Source organism: Gemmata obscuriglobus (assembly GCF_008065095.1).
Lineage (GTDB): Bacteria > Planctomycetota > Planctomycetia > Gemmatales > Gemmataceae > Gemmata > Gemmata obscuriglobus.
In genome coordinates this window covers 2,290,752-2,311,740 of record NZ_CP042911.1, presented here as the reverse complement: position 1 = coordinate 2,311,740, position 20,989 = coordinate 2,290,752, and the positions used below count along the sequence as shown (strand labels likewise).

General features: G+C 66.5%; 15 protein-coding genes. 5 read left to right on the top strand and 10 right to left on the bottom strand.

What is annotated here, in order from left to right; translation table 11 throughout:
* Window positions 1-90: 90 nt before the first annotated feature.
* A complete protein-coding gene (locus tag GobsT_RS09745) occupies window positions 91-1,050 on the bottom strand; it encodes an RpnC/YadD family protein (RefSeq protein WP_010036376.1) in 960 nt (319 codons plus the stop codon).
* Window positions 1,047-4,004, bottom strand: a complete 2,958-nt coding sequence (gene topA, locus GobsT_RS09740) for a type I DNA topoisomerase (RefSeq protein WP_010036379.1) — start codon at window positions 4,002-4,004, stop codon at window positions 1,047-1,049. The genes GobsT_RS09745 and topA overlap by 4 nt, the downstream gene beginning before the upstream one ends.
* A 352-nt stretch (window positions 4,005-4,356) precedes the next feature.
* Here topA and GobsT_RS09735 point away from each other — a divergent pair, with 352 nt between their 5' ends.
* Both GobsT_RS09735 and GobsT_RS09730 read left to right on the top strand, forming a co-directional pair.
* Window positions 4,357-7,173, top strand: a complete 2,817-nt coding sequence (locus GobsT_RS09735; protein ID WP_010036382.1) for a hypothetical protein — start codon at window positions 4,357-4,359, stop codon at window positions 7,171-7,173.
* Window positions 7,174-7,358: 185 nt separating this feature from the next.
* Window positions 7,359-7,940: a TIGR02996 domain-containing protein gene (locus GobsT_RS09730; RefSeq protein WP_010036383.1), complete on the top strand. Its 582-nt coding sequence runs from the start codon at window positions 7,359-7,361 to the stop codon at window positions 7,938-7,940.
* Between the two features lie 12 nt (window positions 7,941-7,952).
* Here the strand turns inward: GobsT_RS09730 and GobsT_RS09725 are convergent, their stop codons facing one another.
* Entirely contained in the window at window positions 7,953-9,569 is a 1,617-nt protein-coding gene (locus GobsT_RS09725; protein ID WP_010036385.1) for a hypothetical protein, read from the bottom strand.
* 126 nt (window positions 9,570-9,695) lie between these two features.
* Between GobsT_RS09725 and recD2 the strand changes: the two genes are divergently transcribed.
* Window positions 9,696-12,029, top strand: a complete 2,334-nt coding sequence (gene recD2, locus GobsT_RS09720) for an SF1B family DNA helicase RecD2 (RefSeq protein WP_010036387.1) — start codon at window positions 9,696-9,698, stop codon at window positions 12,027-12,029.
* Window positions 12,030-12,046: 17 nt separating this feature from the next.
* Here recD2 and GobsT_RS09715 read toward each other — a convergent pair whose 3' ends face one another.
* Window positions 12,047-13,114, bottom strand: coding sequence for a D-alanine--D-alanine ligase family protein (locus GobsT_RS09715; protein ID WP_010036389.1), 1,068 nt, complete (start codon window positions 13,112-13,114; stop codon window positions 12,047-12,049).
* Between the two features lie 79 nt (window positions 13,115-13,193).
* A complete protein-coding gene (locus tag GobsT_RS09710) occupies window positions 13,194-13,895 on the bottom strand; it encodes a hypothetical protein (RefSeq protein ID WP_010036390.1) in 702 nt (233 codons plus the stop codon).
* Window positions 13,896-13,956: 61 nt separating this feature from the next.
* On the opposite strand from GobsT_RS09710, the gene GobsT_RS09705 reads away from it, so the two are divergent.
* Together GobsT_RS09705 and GobsT_RS09700 are read left to right on the top strand one after the other, a co-directional pair.
* Entirely contained in the window at window positions 13,957-14,196 is a 240-nt protein-coding gene (locus tag GobsT_RS09705) for an addiction module protein (protein WP_010036391.1), read from the top strand.
* A complete protein-coding gene (locus GobsT_RS09700) occupies window positions 14,183-14,482 on the top strand; it encodes a type II toxin-antitoxin system RelE/ParE family toxin (protein WP_010036395.1) in 300 nt (99 codons plus the stop codon). Before GobsT_RS09705 ends, GobsT_RS09700 begins: the two co-directional genes overlap by 14 nt.
* On the opposite strand, the gene GobsT_RS09695 is transcribed toward GobsT_RS09700, so the two are convergent.
* From GobsT_RS09695 to GobsT_RS09675, 5 genes are all read right to left on the bottom strand, one after another.
* A complete protein-coding gene (locus GobsT_RS09695) occupies window positions 14,474-15,496 on the bottom strand; it encodes a D-alanine--D-alanine ligase family protein (protein WP_029600730.1) in 1,023 nt (340 codons plus the stop codon). The genes GobsT_RS09700 and GobsT_RS09695 overlap by 9 nt on opposite strands.
* A 27-nt stretch (window positions 15,497-15,523) precedes the next feature.
* On the bottom strand, window positions 15,524-15,763 hold the full coding sequence (locus GobsT_RS09690) for a hypothetical protein (protein ID WP_010036399.1): 240 nt from the start codon (window positions 15,761-15,763) through the stop codon (window positions 15,524-15,526).
* Between the two features lie 81 nt (window positions 15,764-15,844).
* Window positions 15,845-17,290 (bottom strand): KamA family radical SAM protein, encoded by a 1,446-nt coding sequence (locus tag GobsT_RS09685; RefSeq protein WP_010036402.1) that lies wholly within the window; start codon window positions 17,288-17,290, stop codon window positions 15,845-15,847.
* Between the two features lie 314 nt (window positions 17,291-17,604).
* On the bottom strand, window positions 17,605-19,305 hold the full coding sequence (locus GobsT_RS09680; protein WP_010036406.1) for an ArnT family glycosyltransferase: 1,701 nt from the start codon (window positions 19,303-19,305) through the stop codon (window positions 17,605-17,607).
* Window positions 19,306-19,533: 228 nt separating this feature from the next.
* Window positions 19,534-20,817: a Glu/Leu/Phe/Val family dehydrogenase gene (locus tag GobsT_RS09675; protein ID WP_010036409.1), complete on the bottom strand. Its 1,284-nt coding sequence runs from the start codon at window positions 20,815-20,817 to the stop codon at window positions 19,534-19,536.
* Between the last annotated feature and the right edge of the window lie 172 nt (window positions 20,818-20,989).

The following is a 20,989-nucleotide window of genomic DNA, read 5'->3' as shown; positions in this document are numbered from 1 at the left end:
GCCGAACGGGCCGTCACGCTCGCTCGACAGGGCGAGCGCGTCGAGCAACTCGGTGAGATGTCGAGGACCTCAATTCACGCGCCCTTCAGTTCAGTTCGTGGTGAGCAGGTCGTTCCAGTCGGTTGCGGTAAGAACACGTCGCGCGAGCCGTTCCAATCGACTACGATCTGTTACAGCCCGCAGTGCAGCCTCAATTGCCGACGGAGCCATACCGAACCGCTCCTGCCCCAGCAGTAGCAGCAGCCGTTGGGCTTCCGCAACGGCCCCCCGGGCCTCACCTTGAGCCACCCCCCGGTTGAGAATGAGTTGGTACGTCGTCGAGTCTTCGAGGGTCATACTCAGCTCCCGATACAGGGTCTCGACGCGAGCCGGGTCATAGCGCAAGCCGCACAGCACGAACGTGGAGCCCAGCAACCCACGTTCCACACTATCGGGAACGGCGGCCGATCGCAACGCCTGCCGGAAGCGAACGAACGCCGCCGGCAGGTCCGCATCCGCCTCGTTGGTGAGCAGCGCCAGCGGAGCCACACCCGGCCCCGCAGCCAACAGCGCGTCCACGGTTTCGAGCCACACTCGAATCACCGTGTACCGGAACGTCAGGTACGGTGCCCCGTCCGCGCCGGCCAACTCCAGCGTGCCGGTGAGATCAGTGGCGGTGGCCTTCGGGCGCAGCAGCACGAGCACCGAGTGGACGGGCAAACCGTTCACGGCCCAGGCCGCAACGTTGTACCGCAACAATTCGCCCGGAATGCCGAGCCGGCCGCTGGATTCCAGTTCCAGGTGCAACGCCGCGGGCGACACGCCGTCGATGCGGAACAGGCGGTCCGCTTGCAGCGTCGCTGACAGATCGGTGTCGAGAGGCGCAGCCGGTCCGGGCGGCACACCGGCGCGAGCGCCCAGAAACGCGGCCCAATCGCCGAGGTGGGCATCAATGAGGGTGTTCAGGGTCGCGTCGAACGGTTTGCCCATACTCGCGAGCCCCGGACAGGCGCCCTTGTTGCCGAACGTTCCCCGGGCAACAAGGGCGGTGAACTCCGCCGACAGGTTCACTGCGCCGCCGGAGCGGCAACGGCGGCGTCGATCTTGGCCTGAAGCTCGGGGCTGATCTTCCCCTTGCCCTTACACTTCGGCCCCTTCGAGCAGCCCAGGTAGTAGCCGGGCCCGAACCGCGACTTCCGCAGCTTCAGCGGCGCGCCGCACTCCGGGCACGTCTCGGTCACTTCCACCGACAGCGCCGGGTCCTCCTTCTTCTCAACCTTCTCCTGTGGCGGCGGGAGGATGTCCTTGAGCTTCTCGCGCAGCTCGGCGTTGATCGACTTCGCGTTGCGGCACTTCGGGTACCCGCTGCACGACAGGAACGGCCCGCGCCACGCCACCTTGATCACCATCGGGCTGCCGCACTTCTCGCACGCGACACCCGTGTCGGCCGGCTTCACCGGCGCGCCGTCGGCGTCGGCGTCGCTGATGAACTTGCACTTCGCGTCGGGGCACTGCACATACTTCTTGCCCGCCTTGCTCTCCTTCAGGAGCAGGTTGTGCTTCTCGCACTTCGGGCACTTGTGCTTGGTCGGCAGCGCGGTGACGGTGCGAACGCCCTCGGCGTTCTCGTTCATCGTCGTGGGGCAATCGGGTGCCCCCTCGCACGTGTAGAACACGCCGAACCGGCCGACCTTCCGGACCATGTGCTTGCCGCACGCCGGGCACGGGATGTCGGTGACCGTCGGCCCCTCGCGCTCGGCCTCGCCCGGGCGCGGCTTGATGTACTTGCACGGCGGGTCGGCGCTGTAGCCGGTGCAGCCCTCGAAGAAGCCGCCGGTCGTGGTGCTGTACCGCTTCTGCATGTCGCGCCCGCACTTCGGGCACTTCTCGCCGGTCAGCTCGCGCGCCACCGGCATCTCGGCGTCGGCGCTCTTGAGGGTTTTCGAGAACGAGTCCCAGAACTCGTCCAGCACCTCGCGGTACCGGAACTTGCCGGTCTCGATCTCGTCCAGCTCCGTCTCGAACTTGCTCGTGAACTGCGTGTCCATGATGTTCGGGAAGTGCTTCACGAGCAGGTCCGTCACCACCTTCCCGATCTCGGTCGCGAAGAACCGCCCGCGGTCCTGCGTGACGTACCCGCGCTTCTGGATCGTGCTGATGATGCTCGCGTAGGTGCTCGGGCGGCCGATGCCCTCTTTTTCAAGCGCCTTCACCAGCGAGCCTTCGTTGAACCGCGGCGGCGGCTGCGTGAAGTGCTGGCTCTCGAACAGGTCGAGGCGGTTCAGCACGTCCTTCTCTTTCACCGGCGGCAGTTCGGGCTCCTCCTGCCGGCCCACCGGCGGCAGCACCTTGCGGTAGCCGTCGAACGTGATCACCCGGCCGCTGGCGCGGAACAGCCCGCGCCCGGCCGTGATCTCGTAGGTCGTCACGTCCATCTCGGCGGGGGTACACTGGCTCGCCACGAACCGCTGCCAGATCAGGGTGTAGAGCCGCAACTGGTCGCCCCCGAGCCCGGCCTTCTCGGCGTCCTTGGGGGTGATCTTCACGTCCGTCGGGCGGACCGCCTCGTGCCCCTCCTGCGCGCTCTTGCCCGACTTGTACGCGTTCGGCTGCGCCGGCAGGTACCGGGGGCCGAGGAACGTGGTGCCCTGGATGTAGGCCCGCACCGCGGTGAGCGCGTCGTTCGACACGCGGGTGCTGTCGGTACGCATGTACGTAATCAGCGCGACCTGCCCCATTCCGGTCAGTTCGACACCCTCGTACAGCTTCTGCGCCGTCTGCATCGTGCGGCTGGCGCTGAACCGCATCCGCGCGTTCGCCTGCTGCTGGAGCGTGCTGGTGGTGAACGGCGGGAGCGGGCGGTCCTGCCGCGTCTTCTTTTCCGCCTTCGACACCACGAACGGCACGCCCGCGAGCGCGGCGACCACCGCGTCGGCGTCGGCCTCGCTCGCGAGTTTGGGCTCGGCGTTGTCCCACTTCGCGAGGTTCGCCAGGAACGTGTCCTTCGGCGGCGTCGGGATGCCGCCCGCGTCACTCGCGGGCGCCGCGGCGGCGGCCTCGGCGCCTTCAGGCGTGTCCGCCGTTTCGCTGTCCACGACCGGTTCGTCCGGGTCGCCTTGCGTGTCCTCTTCCGTGGGCTTGTGCCACGCGACCGGCTTCGCGGCCTCGGTCTTCTTTTTGGCAAAGATCTTCGACTTCGCGGGGTCCGGGGTCCACGCCGCCTTCACCCCGGGCGCCGCCAGCAGCGCGGTGATCTTCCAGTATTCCTCGGTCTTGAACGCCTCGATCTCGCGCTCGCGGTCTACGATCAGCTTGACCGCGACCGACTGCACGCGGCCCGCGCTCAGACGGCTCGCGACCTTCTTGCCGAGCAGGTTCGAGAGCGGGAACCCCACGACGCGGTCCATCGCCCGGCGCGCCTCCTGGGCCGACACGCGCAGGTCGTTGATCTTCTCCGCACCGGCGAGCGCCGCGTTCACGGCGTTCTTCGTGATCTCGTTGAAGCGGATGCGGTAGGTGGTCGCGTCCGGCAGCTTCAGTTCGTCCGCGATGTGCCACGCGATCGACTCGCCCTCGCGGTCGGGGTCGCTCGCGAGGTAGACCTTGTTGGCCCGGCTCGCCTCGCGGCCGATCTCGCCGAGGATCTCTTTCGCGGTCCGGAACCGCTTGCGCCCGCCCTCCGACTTGCTGCCGTCGTCGACGGTGTAGCGCAGCTTCCACCCGTTCGCGATGTCGATGCCCGCGATGTCCTCGCCCTTCTTTTTCTTGGTGTCGAGGTCGCGGACGTGACCATAACTGGCCAGCACCCGGAAATTCGGGCCGAGGTACTTGTTAATGGTCTTGGCCTTCGCCGGCGACTCGACCACAACGAGGTCGAACCCGCCCTTGGGGCCGGCCGGCGACGCGACGGGCGCATCGCTCTCGGGGGCCGTGGCCTTCGTAGAGGCCTTTGCAGGAGCCTTTTTGGCGGCGCGGGGCTTCTTCGGTGCCGCGTCGGTCGCCGCTGGTTTTTTCGATGTCGGCACTCTGGTGTCACTCCGTCAACAGGGCTAATGCGAGTTCGAGTCGCCCGTGCTGTTCTTTTAGTTGGGGCAGCCGGCGCCGCGAAACGCGCGGGGCGGATTTCGTGGCCCGCAGGTCTTCTTCGGGCGAAAGACGGCTCCGGCTCGCCCGGTCTACCACGCCTACCTTATTAGAGGGGCGGGCCGCGGGTCCGTTTCCAATTGTTCCGAGGAGCACATTCCGTACAATCGGATAACCGGTCGAAGCTGGCAAGGGCCGAACGCGCCCACCACCCTTAGTACAGTGCTACGAAGGCTGTCAACCCCCGCGGCCCTCCTGCGCAACGAAGGCGTCGGCGCATCCCGAGGAATTGTAATGGCTTACAACCCGTTCAACATTTTCCGCCGGAACCAGAAGGCGTTGTTCGCGGTTCTGACCGTCTTCATCATGATCATGTTCACGCTGTCGTTCGGCTCGAACGACGCGTTCGACCGGCTGTCGCGCTGGCTCGGCGGCGGACGGAAGGGCGAGGTCGTCTGCCGGCTCGACGGCAGCACGATCAAGGAGAGTGACGTCTCGCGCGTGCGCCGCGGGCGGGTCATGGCGAACTCGTTCATGAACCTCGCCGCCAGCGAGACTCTTGAAAGCCTCCGCCGGTACACCGATCAGCAGCGCGGCAAGCTGGGCGACGACGGCCAGCAGATGGCGTCGGCGGTCCAGATGGCCGAATTTTCGCTCATGAGCCAGCAGTTCGGCAACCCGCAACAGACCATCCCCCGCGCCCGGATGACGATCCGCGCGGTGTCCGAGAACCCCGCCGCGAAGAGCGAGGACAAGGACGCCGCCCGCGCGTACATGGCGCAGCTCGACCTGATCCAGCGGCGGTTCGTCGGTGCCGACGGGCTGTTCTTCCTCAACGCCCCGAACCGGACGACGCGCGAAACGATCGAGTTCATGCTGTGGGAGAAGAAGGCCGACCAGCTCGGCATCCGCTTCACCCGGGCCGACGTTCACACGCTCATCGCGCGTGAATTCTACAGCTTCTTCAAGTCCGACGTCGAGGTCCGTAAGGCGCTCCAGAAGCAGATCGACGGGTTCAACCTGGACGCCTGCATGGACGCGCTGGCGGTCGAGTTCAAGGTACGCGCCGCGCAGACCGCGGTGTTCGGCCCGGCCGGCCGGATCGGACCGGACGCGGCGGTGTACCCCGCCCCGTATGAGATGTTCGAGTACTACCGCCGGCAGTGCAGCCCGGCGAAGTACGAGATCGTGCCGGTGCCGGCGGAGGCGTTCGTCGAGAAGGTTCCGGGCGAGCCGTCGGAGAGCGAACTGAAGGCGCTGTACGACAAATACGCCAACGACGAACCGAACCCGGCGAAGGAAGGGTTCGGGTTCAAGGAACCGCGGAAGCTGTCGGTCAGTTGGCTCGCGCTCACCGGGGACGAGCCGTACTACCAGAAGCTCGCCGCGGACCAGCTCAGGGTCGGCGAGGTGATGGCGAAGGTGTCGGGTCTGACGGCCGTACCGGTGCCCGGCGTGGGCGCCGCGTGGGCGGAGGCCGCGGTCGCGCCGCTGGCGCTCAAAGAGCCCGCGGTGGACGCCGCGTACACGCGGTACAAGACCGAGTTCGCCGACAAGGTGCATCAGATGTTCGGGGGCGGCGCGTACGACCGCTCAACGCTGTTCACCCGCGACCTGCTCCCGACCAGTACGGTGCGGCCCGGAACGCTTGCGGCCGCGCTCGGCGGCTTCAGCGGGCAAACGGTGCCGTTCGGGCACCCCGCCGCCGGAGCGTCGGTCGCGGTCAGCGCGGCCATCGCCTACGAGATCCGCGACCGCGTTAAGACGGGCCTGCCTCTGGTGCTCGGCGCCGTGCCGAGCCCGGGGCTGTTCCCGACGGCCCTCGGCGGCGCGGCGGTGTACCAGGCGACCGCGCCGCAACCGCTGTCCATCGAGACGGTCCGCCCGGAACTGATGAAAACCGCCACCAGCGAGCGCGCGAAAACGCTGGCCTTCGGGTCGCAGTCGAACCGGTTCGACCCGAGCGGCTCGGGCGAGAAGGGCGACATCGAGCGGTTCAAGGAGCAGCTCGAAAAGCTGTCCGACAAGGGCCGCGCCAAGGATAAGACGGCCGTCAACGACTACATCAAGAAGTTCATGGCCGACCGCGGGCTGACGAAGCCGGGCGAGCAGTTCGGCTCGACCGCCGCGCCGCGCGACGAGTGGACGCTCGAAGAGGACCCCGGGATGCGTCCGCTGGTGCAGGCCCAGCAGTCGAGCCTGGGCCGCGCGTTCGGCGCGCACGGCGGGAGCCGGTACCTGCCGTTCGGTCGGAGCTTCTTCTGGACGGCACAGCCGAACCAGGGCCGCCGACCGAGCACCGGCACCTTCGTCGCCACCCTGTACCCGCCCGACGACCGCAGCTCCTTCGGCAGCGAGGGCCGCGCGCGGTACGTCTACTGGGTCACCGAGGACGTTCAGGCGAAGAAGACGAACTACCTCACGATGAAGGATCAGGTGCGGGCGACCTGGAAGCGGATTAAGGCGCGCGAACTGGCCCAGCAGCGGGCCGAGGCCGTCGCCGAGGCGATCCGTAAGGACCCGGCGAGCAGCTCGGTTACCCTGCACCAGGCCGTGGCGGAACAAGCGAACAAGCTGCAAAGCGAAATTCCGGCGGGGAACAAAGCGTACTTCCGCGCGAAGGCGTTCGAGATCGACAACGTCAGCCCGCTGACCCCGATCGACCTGGCGAGCCTCAGCCCGGAAGTGCTCCAACAGATGTTCTCGCAGGGGATGAACCTGGCCGGGCGGCTCCAACCGTTCGGGCTGAACGAGTCGGAGAACATCCCGTACCCGACCCGCGAGTTTGTGTCCGCCCTGATCGACAACCGTGACAAGCCGTTCAAGAACGCGCTGGTGCTGCCGGACGCGCCGAAGGACACGTTCTACGTGGCGGTGCTGGTGCGGCCGTCGACCGACCCGCTGGCGCTCCAGAGCGCGGACAGCTTCGCGAAGGACGTGTACCCGCCGACCGCTCCGAAGCACGCCGTGATCAACGAGTTCCGGTTCGAGGCGGCCCGCGATGCGCGACAGTCGGTCGTGGCCCTTCTGAAGAAAGAGTTCCGGTACGAGGAGACCGAGGAGCAGAAAAAGAAGCTGGACGAGAACGCCAAGTCCGGCGGCCGGGACTGATCCGGAACCGTTCGGAGTGTTTTCTGTCGCCGAGTTGTTGTGAGACCGGCAACGGAAGTGGGTCGTTCCGCACGGCACACGTGAAACAAGCGACCGTAACCCACGTGGGTTACGGTCGCTTGCGTTTCGGGCCGTCGCAACTCTGTTATCATGGAACCGGCCCTCACCTCGTTCCCGGTGCCGACATGCCACGTCCCCCTCTGTCGGACGAAGACAAGCAGTTCCTCCGCGCGATCCTTGCGGAACCGGCCGAGCTGACCGCGTGGCTCGCCTACGCCGACTGGCTGGACGAGTACGAGGAGCGCGATCGGTCCGAGTTCCTCCGGCTCGAAGTGCGGTTCGTGGCTCGGGGCACGAGCCAAGTCGAGCGGCACCGGATCGCCACCCGGCTCGAAACGCTCCGCCCGACCCTCGACCCGGACTGGGTCGCGATTTTCGACCGCCCGCCGATCGAAAACTGCGACAAGGTGTTCGAGTTCAGATGCCCGAAGAAATGGGAACAGCTTCAGGGCACCGACGATCCGAACGTGCGGCACTGTCGATCGTGCGGTGAAGACGTGTTCTACAGCCAGTCGCTAGCCGAAGCGCGAACGCACGCTCAGATGGGCCGGTGCGTCGCGGTGGCGACCGGGGTCGACCGGTTCCCGGGCGACCTCGATCAGGCCCGGCCACCCGAGGGTGTGTTCATGGGCATGATCCGGGCGCACGCACCAGAACCGCGTGCGCAACCCGACGGGCCGAAGCGCCCGTGGTGGAAGTTTTGGTAAGCGGTGGTGCACTCACTCGATGACAACTTCGGACGAAACACCCGGGAACTCGGAATCGACCCGCCGCACCCTCCCCTTGTAGCGGCCCGCGAGCCACACCTGCAGTTCGTTGTCGGATAGGGCTCCGCCCTCCGGTTGTGGGAAGTCGTTCGGCCACCGCCCGCTGTACCCGTTCACCACCGGCACGTTAGCTCGCATCCCGACCCACATCGAGAACACCTCACCGTAGGCGCCGGTGCTCACCAACCCTTCGCCGTCCACGAACCGGGGCACAACGTAGCCCGCGTCCCCGCCCCGCAGGGTTTCGGCGTGCTGGTCGACGAACGGGTAGAAGTCTTTGCGCGAGAAGCTCTCCTGGTGGTACCCGGTCTGCTCCCATACCAGAAGGGCCAGCACTGGGACGAGCGCGATTCGTACCCACCCGAGGCCGGGCCGCTCCAGCACGGACGACAGCCACAGGAGCATTCCCATTGTGCCGAACAGGTACACGGTGACGTACACCCGCGAAACCACCCGGATCGCGTTCCCACCGGGAATGAGCCGCACGACCCGCCACAGCGATTCGCCGGTCTGGGACGCGGGCATCGTGAACAGCACCCAAAGGGCGGCCGTCACCAGGGCCGCGGCGGCCGCCGGCCACAGCGGCCCACGCCGGTCGCGGCCGATGAGTGGCAGATGTACGCACGCGGCCAGGATCAGGCCGTAGAGCGCGAACCCGGAGAACAGCAGACACTCGTAAGGCGCCGGGTCGCGAACCTGTGCGAGCGTTTCCGACCACCGCGCGTCCTTCGGCCCGGTGAACCAAGCACTCGGGGTCGGGAACAGGTTGTAGCACTCCTCGTAGGTGCGCGTGACCCCGAAGTTCACCAGGATGTACGGTACGAACAGCGCGAGCATCGCGCCCGCCCAGAGGAGCAAGATGCCGCCCACCCGCCGCTTGTTCGCGACAGCAAACGCCCGCAACTCGCCCGCCGAACCCGGCCGCAAAGCGACCAGGAGCGGGAAAAACACCGCCAATCCGGTCGCGAGGAACCACCCGGTGTAGACGCACGCGAGGCACTGCAAGAACAGGGCGCCCAGCATCCGGTTGAGAGCCTTCGCCTTCCCCTCGGCCTCGGTGACCAGCACGATCGCGTAGTAGACGACGAACGGCGAATAGAACCGCGGGATCATCTGCGCGTGCTTGATCTGGTCGGCGTAGACGACCGCGAACGCCCCCACGAACGCGCCGGTGAGCGCGAGCGCGTGCGGCATCCGCAGCCAGCGGCACACCACCGCGAGCGCCACGAAGTTGAGGGCCGTACACACGATCTGCCACCATGCGTAAGCCAGTTCGTGCCCGGTCACGAGCCGAAGCGCCCAGTAAACGGGGGCCGAGCCGAACAGGTTCTCGGAGTAGGCGATGGTGTACCGTTCCGGGAAAAAGAACGGGGCTGTCGCGAGCGTCCCCCGGTAGTCGGGGTCCGACAGCGCGAGCCACGAATTCTCCAGGATCAGGTGATTCAGCATCCCGTCGCCGCGCTCGGTCTGAACGTTGGCGAACCCCGTGTCGAACGTGGGGTAAAACGTCTGGTACGTGCCCAGAGCCAGAGCCCCGGCGTAGGCCGACAAGAGTGCAAGGGTGCGCATGGAAACAGTGGTACGGCGCGACCACTCAGTTGGACATTCTGATGGGATCGGGTAGTTTCAAGAGTCGAGAGTCCAAGGGCAGGAGGCAGCAATCGGGAGGCCGGGATCGGGGAACATAAGACCGGTATGGGTGTTGCGCCCTTCCGGCACTCGGCACGCGTGCTCTTCTCCCCGATTCCGACCGCCGATTACTGGTACGGAATGACTGAGCAAGTGACCGGCGTCATCGAACGCATCACACACCACAACCCGGACACCGGGTACTGTGTGCTGCGTGTGCTCGCGCGCGGCCACCGCGACATCGTGACCGTAATCGGCAGCGCCCAGCAGGTGGTGGCAGGCGAGTACGTCACCGCGACCGGCGTGTGGGTCAACGACCGCAACTACGGAAAGCAGTTTAAAGCGGCGGAGGTCAAGACGAACCCGCCGCACACCAAGGAGGGCATCGTCAAGTACCTCGGGTCGGGGCTGGTGAAGGGCATCGGTCCCGGGTACGCGCGGCGCATCGTGGACGTGTTCGGCGATCGAACGCTGGAGGTGATCGACGCCACCCCCGTCATGCTCACGCAGGTGAAGGGCATCGGCCCGAAACTCGTCGAGAAGATCCGCAAGAGCTGGGAGGAGCAGCGGGAATCGCAGAAGATCCTGGTGTTCCTTCAGTCGCACGGGATCGGCACCGCGCGGGCGGTACGCATCTATAAGACCTACGGCGACCAGGCGATCGAGCTGATCAAAGCCAACCCGTACCGACTGAGCGGGGACATCTGGGGGTTCGGGTTCAAGACCGCCGATCAACTGGCGGTGAGCCTCGGCATCCCGCCCGACTCGCCGTTCCGGGCGCAGGCGGCGGTTCGGCACGTGCTCCAGGAGGAAACGGGGAACGGGCACGTCGGCTTTCCAGAGGAGTTGCTCCGGGAGAAGGCCGCCGAGCTCACCGGGATCGAACCAAACGGGATCATCGACGCCGTCGAACAGTTGCGCATCACCGACGAGATCGTGCGCGACAGCGTCGGCAAGGCGACCGGGGGGAAGGTCAACGCCCCGCCACCTCAACCCCAGTCCCCGGGAGAGGGACCGGACGGTGAACCGGCGAAGGTCCGCATCTCCGAAGAGGACCTCCTGTTCCTCAAGCCGATGTTCCTGGCAGAAGTCGGGGTCGCGCGGTCGATCCGGGCGCTGGCGGCCGGCCCGCACCCCTTGCCGTCGGTGAACGTCGAGGCCGCGGTCAACTGGATCGAACAGAAAATGGGGATCGCGTTCGCGACCAGCCAGCGCGCCGCGATCAAAGCCGCGGTCACCAACAAGATGATGGTGGTCACCGGCGGCCCCGGGACCGGCAAGACCACCATCGTCCGGGCCATCATCGAGATGTTCCTGGCGAAGTCCCTCCGGGTGCTGCTGACGGCCCCCACCGGGCGCGCGGCGAAGCGGTTGAACGAGTCCACCGGGCGAGAAGCGAAGACCATCCACCGCCTGCTCGAGTTCAACCCGCAGCAGCGGCAGTTCACCCGCAACGCGGAGAACCCGCTCGACGTGGACCTGCTCGTCGTCGACGAGACGTCGATGGTCGATGTCGTGCTGATGAACAGGCTTCTGCAAGCGGTGCCGCCGTATGCGTGCGTCGTGCTGGTCGGCGACGTCGATCAGCTCCCGTCGGTGGGCGCGGGCTCCGTTCTGACGGACCTCATCGACTCGAAGGTGGTGCCGGTGGCCCGGCTCACGGAAGTTCACCGGCAGGCAGAAAGTAGCTGGATCGTCCGGGCGGCCCACGCGATCAACAGCGGACAGGAACCGCAGTCCGCGCCGGCGGGCGGGGACGGCGATTTCTATTTCGTCGAAGCGAACGACGCCGACACCGTGATCCAGCGCGTCGTTCAGATGGTGAAGGAGCGGATCCCCGCCCGGTTCAACCTGAACCCGTTCCGCGACATTCAGGTGCTGTCGCCGCAGGTCAAAACCGCGCTCGGCGTGGCGAACATGAACCGCGAACTCCAACAGGCACTGAACCCCGCCCGCCCCGGCCTGGCCGAGGTGCAGCGGAACGGCGAAACGTACCGGATCGGCGACAAGGTGATGCAGGTTCAGAACAACTACGACCGCGAGGTGTTCAACGGCGACATCGGCCGCATCGACGCCATCGACACCGACGAACAGATGCTGGTGGTGGACTACGACGGGCGGTTCGTGGAGTACGAGTTCAGCGACCTGGACGAGTTGCAGCTCTCGTTCGCCTGCACCATTCACAAGTCACAGGGGAGCGAGTACCCGGCGGTGGTGATCCCGGTCCACACGCAGCACTTCGTGATGCTCCAGCGGAACCTGCTGTACACCGGCATCACCCGCGGCCGGAAGCTCGTGGCCCTGGTCGGCAGCCGAAAGGCGATGCGGATCGCGGTCAGCACGGCGGACACCAAGAAGCGGTTCTCGCTACTGAAGTGGCGGATCAAACCGCAAGACTGACACCGTCCAGAGCACTATCACGAGCCGGAAATGAGTCCCACCGGAACGGTAACCGCGCCCGCGGGCAGGGCAATCCCACCGCGGGCCAGCGCGGCCAGTGTCAGTTCCACCACGAACCGCTCGTAAGAACTCCCGCGCGCCTTCAAGCCGTCCACGAGGGTGATGCTGTTCAGGTACGGGTTCGGGTTCACTTCGAGGACGTGGAACGCACCGCCGGCGTCCATGCGCACATCGACGCGCGCGTAGTCACGGCACCCGACCACACGGAACGAGCGTTGCACGATCTGCGCGAGCCGGGCGAAATCGGCCGCGGGCAGATCAACCGGGAACTTGAGCGACGCGGCCTTGTACTCGTCGCTCTGCTCGTGCCATTTGGCGGCGAAGGTGTAGACCGCCCAGCGCCCCGGCTCGTCCTTCTGGAACGCGATCTCGGTCGGTGCGAGCGCCACCGGTTCGCCGCCGGTCGCGCCGAACGGTTCGATTACGTTGACGTGAAGCTCGCGCCCCTTAATGTAGCGCTCGACGATCGCGGGCGGACCGTAGGTCGCGAGCGTGTGTGCAACTTGGGCTTGGAGCTGTTCCTGCGAGGTAACCACACTGCTCTGCTCGATGCCGACGCTCGCGTCCTGGTAAGCGGGCTTCACGATCGCGGGCCAGCCATGGCACCAAGTCGGAACCGGCAGCGTGTCGACGATGAGGTAGTCCGGCGTGGGAACCCCGCTGGCCGCGAGGACGTGTTTGGTGCGGACCTTGTCGCGCCCCAGCGCAAGCGCCGCCGCAGGGCAGCCCGTGAACGGCACGTTGAGCCACTCGAGCAGCGCCGCCGCCGAAACCTCGGTGCTCGTTTGGGTCGCGATGCCCTCGAAGAGGTTGAACACGGCGGCCGGGCGGTCGCGTTTGAGCGCATCGAGTAGCGGTTGCGGATCGTGGTTGATGCCGAGCTTGGTTGTAACGAACCCGGCCGCGACCAGCACCTTGTAGGCGTCGCCGACGGTGTCGTAGATGTCGTGTTCGGAGTTGGCGTCCGGGTGGTCGGGCGGCAGCACCGGTTCGTTGTAGAGGACGAGTACGGAAGGCGCGGTCATGGGTTCGCTCGTCGCGGTGCGCGGGCAGGGGTCGCGTTGGTGTCACCGTCCGGCGCGGCGAAGCCACCAAGAGTGTTTTCTAATCCTTCTTGGCACCGCGTCGCGGATAACCGATTTCTTCGATGTCGCCGTCGAGGTCGCCCAGCGGCAACTCGGGGTTAATCTCCCGCACCAGTTCCGCGGTCAATGGTTTGTGGTCATAGACGTGCTGAACGTGTTCGAGTGTGAGGTTTTCACCCGTCAAACCGCCGAAGCGGTAGATCGCCCAGGCGAGATACGTTACTGGATTACCATCGTAGGGTGAGAGCAAATCACCAGAGCCGTCGGGATCGAGTGGCGCCCCATCGAAACGGAGTTTCGGCGGCGGAAACTCAATCACACCGCGGTGCCATTGTTCGTCGCCGTACTGGCGCCAAATGCAAAACGTGGTGTCTTCCATCGCAAACGCCGGCTCACTCAACCCGCGTTCAAACGCCTTCGGGACAGCGTCCAACACTCCTGGCCACACCGCCTTCGGCTGCCGACCGTATGGAGACATCAGTGCCTCGTGGTCGAATCCTTTGATAAAGCAGCCGTGCGCATTAAAAAGCGCGAACAGGTCGTCGCCGCTTCCATTCCGCATCGACCCCATTTGCTCTTCGGGCGCCCACTTCACGTTGAACGAGTAGTAACGGTACTCCCACTCCGGCGAAAGAATCGCGTCGAGCATCGCCATGCTCTGCATGATGCGTTTCAGCAGATCGACGGGCAGCAGGCCGGACAAATCGCGCGTTGAGATCACGGATTGCCCCGGTAGTTGCACAGAACACGACCAATAATGTAGTATCCCGTTGAGGTGACACATGACGCAAGCTGCGAACGCGATTCTCGAAACACTGCTCCAGTTGCCCAACGCGGACCGCGCCGAACTGGCCGCGCACTTACTCGACAGCCTCGAACCCAATGCGGGTACCGAAGACGAGGGTGGATGGGGCCAGGAACTCCAAGCGCGAATCGAAGAGGTGCGCAGCGGCCAAGTGAAAGCGGTTCCTTGGGCCACCGCTCGGCAGCAAATCTTGGACGACGCCGATGGCGGCCGTTGACCTTCACCCGCGGGCAATCGAGGAGGCTCGGCTGGCGCGCCGACGCTACGCCCGCGTCAGCCAGCGTCTGGTCGCACGGTTCCTGGACGAATTCGATACCGGAATCGCGTCCATCGGGGCTGCTCCCGCCAGTTTTGCACCGCACACCGATGGAACAAGGTTCTACCGCCTGCCCAGTTTCCCGTACCTGCTGGTTTACCTCGAACTCGATGCGAACACGGTTCTGCTGCTCGCGGTGATGCACACGAGCCGACGACCGGGCTACTGGCGCCGGCGGTTACCGTAATCCGTAGCGCGCGGCCGCGGAGTCGAGGATCAGCCCGATGAGTTCCGGGTACGTCAGCCCCATGCGGTACGCGAGGTAGCACAGGTCGCCCGAGTCGGGGTTCAGCCCGGGAAGTGGGTTGATCTCCAGGAAGTACGGCACACCGTCTCGCACGCGGAAATCGAGCCGCGCCACGTCCCGGCAGCCGAGGCCCGCGTACAGGGCCATCGCGTCGGCCTCGATCGCGTGCAGCACCTCGCGCGGCAGCTTCGCGGGGGCAACGTAGTCGACCGCATCGGCCCAGTTGCGCTTCACCTCGAGGCTGTACACGAAGCTCTCGGGCGACTGCTTCGGCACGATCTGCATCACCCCGATCGGCTGCGGCGGGTCGCTCCCGTACAACCCAATGGTGATCTCGTCGCCGGCAATGTACTCCTCCACCAAGACCGGTTGCTGGTAGTTCCTCCACAGTTCGACCACGGCGGGACCGAACTCGGCCGCTGAGGTGATGAGGCACTTCCCGCGGATGCCCTTGCTCGACCCCTCGCAGGTCGGCTTCGCGATCACCGGGAGCGTCAGCCCGGCGTCTTCGAGGGCCGGGGCGAACTCCGCGAAATCCCCGTCGTACTCGCCCGCGACCGGTGCCAGGGTGATGCCTTTGGGAACCGTCAGCCCGTAGGATTCGGCGAGCCGCCGGGTCGCGTCCTTGTCGAGCGCGACCGCCAGTGCGAACGGATCTGAGCCGGTATACGGGACGCCCAGCATCTCGCACACCGCCGGCACACGGGCCTCGCGCGACCGGCTCACCCCGGCCCCTTCCGCGAAGTTGAACACCAGATCCGGGGGAGCGTTTAGTAGAGATTCGATCAGTGCGCGGCCGTCACCGAGCAGGGCGACGGTGTGACCGAGAGACGCGAGCACGTCCGCGATGGCCTTGACGGTCGCGGGGGAGTCGAACTCCTCGTGCAGATCGTCCGGCGCGCCGGGCGGGAGCGGGCCGTCCGGCTTCAAAGTACACGCGATTCCGATTCGCACGGCCGGTTCGCCTCCGCAGGAAGCCCGCTACTTGGCAGCGGGCGGATGAGCGTTCTTGTAGAGCGACCAGGCGCCGTACCCGTTAACCGCGGCGACCGCCGCCGCCAGCCCCGCCAGGATGTAATACGTTTTTTGCTTCCCGGGTTCGATCCGGCCGGCGTACATCAACAGGCCGACCGCGACCGCCGCAGACGCCAGCGCCCACACGACCGCGTTGGACCGCTCCTGTTTCGCGTCGTCCTTCGGGTCCGGTGCCGGCGCGGACATGCGAACCTCCTTGCACGACTCGGACCCGGGAACCAACGAACCCCGGGCGCCGCCCGGGGTTCGGCTGAGGCACGGCTGCGGTCAGCCGTTGGACGCGATGTTCCCGTTGCCGTTCCCGCTGTTCAGGAGCGGGAGCGGAATGATCGGCCGCATCGCCGCGCCGTCGCTGTTCGCGTCTCGCTCGCCGCCCCCACACCCGTCGCGCACTACCCGCGGCTTGCGCCGCGCCATGCGCTCGTTGCCCTCGGGGATCAACGACCCCTTATCACCCTGGAGCAACCCGCTCACGCCCTTCGTCGTGGTCGGCTGGCCCGCGGACATCGGCTTGTCGTCGGCCTTATACCGGACGATCATCCCCTCGTAGTTCCGCAGCACCACCACGTCGTCGGACATGGAGATGAGGTAGTTCGGCAGGATCGGGATCTTGCCGGAGCCCTGCGGGCCGTCCACCACGTAGGTCGGGATGCCGATCCCGGACATGTGCCCGCGCAGCCCCTCCATGATCTCGAGCCCCTTCCACACGCTCGTGCGGAAGTGCCCGGCGCCGGTCACCGGGTCGCAGTGGAACAGGTAGTACGGCCGCACCTTCGCCCGCAACAGAGCGCGGAACAGCGACCGCATCGTGCCCACGTCGTCGTTCACGCCCTTGAGCAGCACGGTGTGGTTGTTGATCGGCACCCCGGCGCGGAGCAGCGACTTGCACGCCCGCACCGCCTCGGGGGTCACCTCGCGCGGGTGGTTGAAGTGGGTCTGAACGTACACCTTCTCGGCCGAGCCGAGGAGGTCGATCAGTTCCGGGTCGTAGAGCCGCTGCGGGAGCGTGACGGGGACGCGGGTGCCGACGCGGATCACGTCGACGTGTTTCATCGCCTTCAGGCTTTCGAGGTAGTACCGCAGCTTGCCCATCGGCAGCGTGAGCGGGTCGCCGCCGCTCACGATCACGTCCTTGATCTCGCGGTGCTCGCGCACGTACTGGATCATGCGCTCGTCGTCGGCGCTGACCCCTTCCCACCCGCCGCGCGTGAGCGTCGCGCGCTTGCGGGTGCAGTACCGGCAGTACATCGTGCAGTTCGGGGTGGTGACCAGCAGCGCGCGGTCACTGTAGCGGTGCGTCAGCCCCGGGACCGGTGAGTCCTTCTCTTCTTCGAGCGGGTCGTCGAGTTCGTGCCCCGAAGCGCTTTCCGCCTCCAGGGGCGACGGGACCGACTGGAGCCGGATCGGGTCGTTGGGGTCTTCGGGGTCGATCAGGGAGAAGAAGTACGGGGGGATGGCGAGCTTGTACTCGCTCTCCAGTTCGCCGAGCGCTTCGAGCTCTTCTGGGGTGAACGACAGAAGGGTGCGCAGTTGGCGGACCGAGCGGATGGAGTTCTGGGTCTGCCAGCGCCAGTCGTCCCACTGGGCGTCGGGCACGTCCTTCCAGAGCGGGTGCCGGCGCGGCTGACTCGGGGGCTCTTCGTCCTCGAACCCGCTCGCGGCCGGTGCGACCGCGCGCTCGATGAGCGGGTGTCGGGCGTCGGACTCGAACATACGCCGGGTGACTCCAGGGGTCCACCAGTCCCGGGCCGGCGCCACGCGGCGGCCGGCTTCTCGGGTGCGCCCCGCACCCGGATCGGGTCCGAGCGAGAACGCTTTAAGAACGAATCGTAACGCGGGGTCTCTGAAAAACAAGTTGCACGCCGAGCGAAACCGTGCGTGTTCGGCGCTTTTTTCGCGCCCTCATCACTACACCCCTAACGGTTCCGCGCGCCCCGTCCGTAACCTCTCGCCCCGCTTCACACGAACGAGGTTGACGCAGTCAGATATCCCATCCGCACAGAAGTATCAACACGAACGCGCGAGTATTATTCGAGCGCCGGCGACCCGTTTTGCCCGTCGCGGAAGTCGTACAGGGTGAACGTCGCCGTGCGGGCGACCGGGCGCCGCGCCTTCAGGCACCCGAGCGCCACCACCTTCTCCGGCGGCGCGTCCGGGTGCAGTGACGCCACCGTGTGCCCCACCGCCAGCACCCGCGAGCCTACCGCTGCACGAAGTTCTCGTTCGTTTGTGATCGCGGGCTTGAACGATTCCGGCGAGAACTTCTGAAACGGCGGCTGATTCACCGCCGGATCGGTGCCGAAGTACCAGACACAAATGGGCGGCTCCCCGTTGGCCGCGTGCCACTCCTTCAGTTCCGGCAGCCCGTGCCCCCAGTCCACGTTCGAATCGGTGACGAGCCGGTACCCTTCCTTCGGCCCGCCGTGCGCCTGGTTGATGTACCCAAGACCGTGCGGCCACACCCACAGCGACGTGGCGGCCAGCGCCAACACCGCCGGTGCCGCGAGCCGCGTCGCGCACCGGGGGTACCCGCGTGCCAACGCGACCGCGAGCGCGACGTACCCGATCGCCACCACCGGGAACGCGAGCCGCACGCCGATCTGGAGCTTCGCCGTTAGCAGCGCCGCGAGCAGCAGCAGCGCCGCGAACGTCAACGGGTTCGCGACCGCACGAGCCCGCAGCAGCGCGACGAGCGCCAGCGCAAAAATCGGGAGCGGCACCTTCATGAGCAGCACGTGGGGGAAGTACCACCGGTAGCTCTCGGGGTAGTAAACGCCGTCGAGGAACGTGGGCCGCCCCTGGGCGTTGTGCCACCACTGGAACGCGAACGCGCACGCGGCGTAGGGCACTTGCCCCGATCCGATCCCCTCGGCCCACTTCGCGTACCGCTCTTTCAGCGGCTCGCCCGCGGGAACGCTCGCGGCCACTTTCACGAAGGGCTTGTCGTCCTCGTCCGGTACACCCAGGAACGCGAACGCGAACGCAATTCCCACGGCGAGCACGCCCGCGGCGTTGAGCACCGACCGCAGCACCGCACCCGCCACTTTTCGCCCCCACGCCTTCAGATCACCGCCCGACGGGCGGGACAACGCCCCGGACGCGCACCGGAAGCACACCTCCAGCACCACGAGGATGATGCCGCCGTAGAGCAGCGCGGACAACTTCGACACCGCCGCCACACCGAACCACAGTCCCGGCAGCAGCAGCCGCTTCCAGCAGCCGCCGGTCTGCCCTGCGTACACGGCGCGGGTGTACGCCATCAGCGTGGCGCACACGCAGATGTCGGTGGTAGCGACCGACGCGTGCCCAAGGAAGTTGGGATCGGTAGCGAGCAGTCCGGCGGCGATGCGCCCGGCCCACGGGCCGCCGACAGCCCGCCCGAGGCGCCACCCCGAGAAGATGAGAAGCCAGAACCAGCCCAGCGTGACGGCTCGTGCCCACCGCAGCTTTTCGATTTTCGATTCGCCGGGACCGAATTTTTCACCCGTCCGGCATTCGTACACGAACAGCGGCAGGGTGAGCGCATCGATCGGGAGCGGCATTACGCCGTTGACCGCGCAACTGCCGTGCGCCCACCCGCGCCAGCCGCCGTCCTCTCGAACCCAGCCGCGCCAGGCGTCCATCCCGGCGTCGAGATAGAACGGCTCGTCGTAAGTTACGCCGAGCTTCGGCGCGGCCGTGAGGCACCACGCCGCCGACCACGCGGCCAGCACCGCGAGCCAAACCACGTCGGGCCACCGGGACGGATGTGGCGAAGACGAGGAGGGGGTCGCCGCAGACGGAGTCGGGCCGGCGCTCAACATCGGTCAGGTCCGAGAGACAGGCGTGGGGCTTCACATGAAGCGCGAAGTGATGATACGAGTGGGACGAATAAAAAGGCAGCGGCCGACGAACGCGAAGGGCGCGGATCAAGCCCCCTTCGCGTTTATCGGCCAACCGTCTGCTTTTTGTTTTGCTTACGGGTAGAGCCCGCGCTTCTGCTTCTCGGTCGCGACTTTTTGCACCCCCAAGCTCAGCGCCGCGAGGCGGTTCCCGAAGTTCCGCGCCTTCGCCTCGGCCCGCACCCGGTGGAACGCCCGCAGCATCTGCTTCTTGAGCTGCGAGTTGACCTCCTCCTCGTCCCACATGAACTGGGCGAGGTCCTGCACCCACTCGAAGTACGACACCGTCACGCCGCCGGCGTTGCACAGGATGTCGGGGATGACGAAGATGTCGCTGTTCGAGATGATCGCATCGGCTTCAGGGTCGGTGGGGCCGTTGGCGGCCTCGGCGAGCACCCGGCACCGGAGTTGACCGGCGTTCTCGGCGGTGATGACCCGCTCCAGAGCGGCCGGGACCAGGACCGTGCAGGGCGTGGTGAGCAGCTCCGCGTCCGGGATCGCTTCCGCTCCCGGAAACCCGACGATGGTCTTGCGCGGGTTCCGGGCCGCGTAGTTCAGCAGTTGCGGGATGTCGATCCCGCGGGCGTTGCGGATCGACCCGTACCGGTCGCCGACCGCGACCACCTTCACCCCGAGTTTGACCAGTTCCTCGCAGGTCACCGACCCGACGTTGCCGAACCCTTGCACGACGGCCGTCGCGGTCTCGGGGCGGATGTCGAGTTCGTTGAACGCCTCCGTGATGCAGTACACCACCCCGCGCCCGGTCGCCTCCTTCCGCCCGACGCAGCCGCCGAGTTCCACCGGTTTGCCGGTGACGATCTCGGGGCACGCGTACCCCACCTTCATGGAGTAAGTGTCGTAGATCCACGCCATGGTCTGCTCGTCGGTGCCCATGTCGGGCGCCATCACGTCGACCCGCGGCCCGATGATGTTCTGGATCTCGTCCGTGAACCGCCGGGTGAGTCGCTCCTTCTCCCCGCCCTTGAGTTCGGCGGGGTCCACCGCGATGCCGCCCTTCGCCCCACCGAACGGCAGGTTCATGATCCCGCACTTCCAGCTCATCCACATGGCCAGCGCGGCGACTTCGCCCAGGTCCACGTTCTTGGCGTACCGGAGGCCCCCTTTGCTCGGACCGCTGGTGAGCGAGTGCTGAACGCGGTACCCGACAAAGGTCTCCGTCCGCCCGTCCTCCATCCGCACCGGGATGGCGACGACCTGCGACCGCTTGGGCGTCATGAGACGGTCGGTGAGGCCCGGATCGAGGCTGATGGCGCGCGCGACGTTCCGCAACTGCTGGCACGCCATCAAGTACGTGGGCGACGTAACGAACGGATTCGAGGCCGGGTTTCCCGGGGGCATAGCGGACATGTGCGTACCTCAGACGGAAGGAGAGGAGGACCGTAGCAGGCACTACGGGATTATACGTTGCGAGCGGGTCGGACTTTCATTCGCCGCCGGCCGGTTTCCTCTCCGAAGTGCTTCCGAAGGAATGAGTTTGCGCGCGTGAGCAAACAAACTGGGCGGGAAGCGA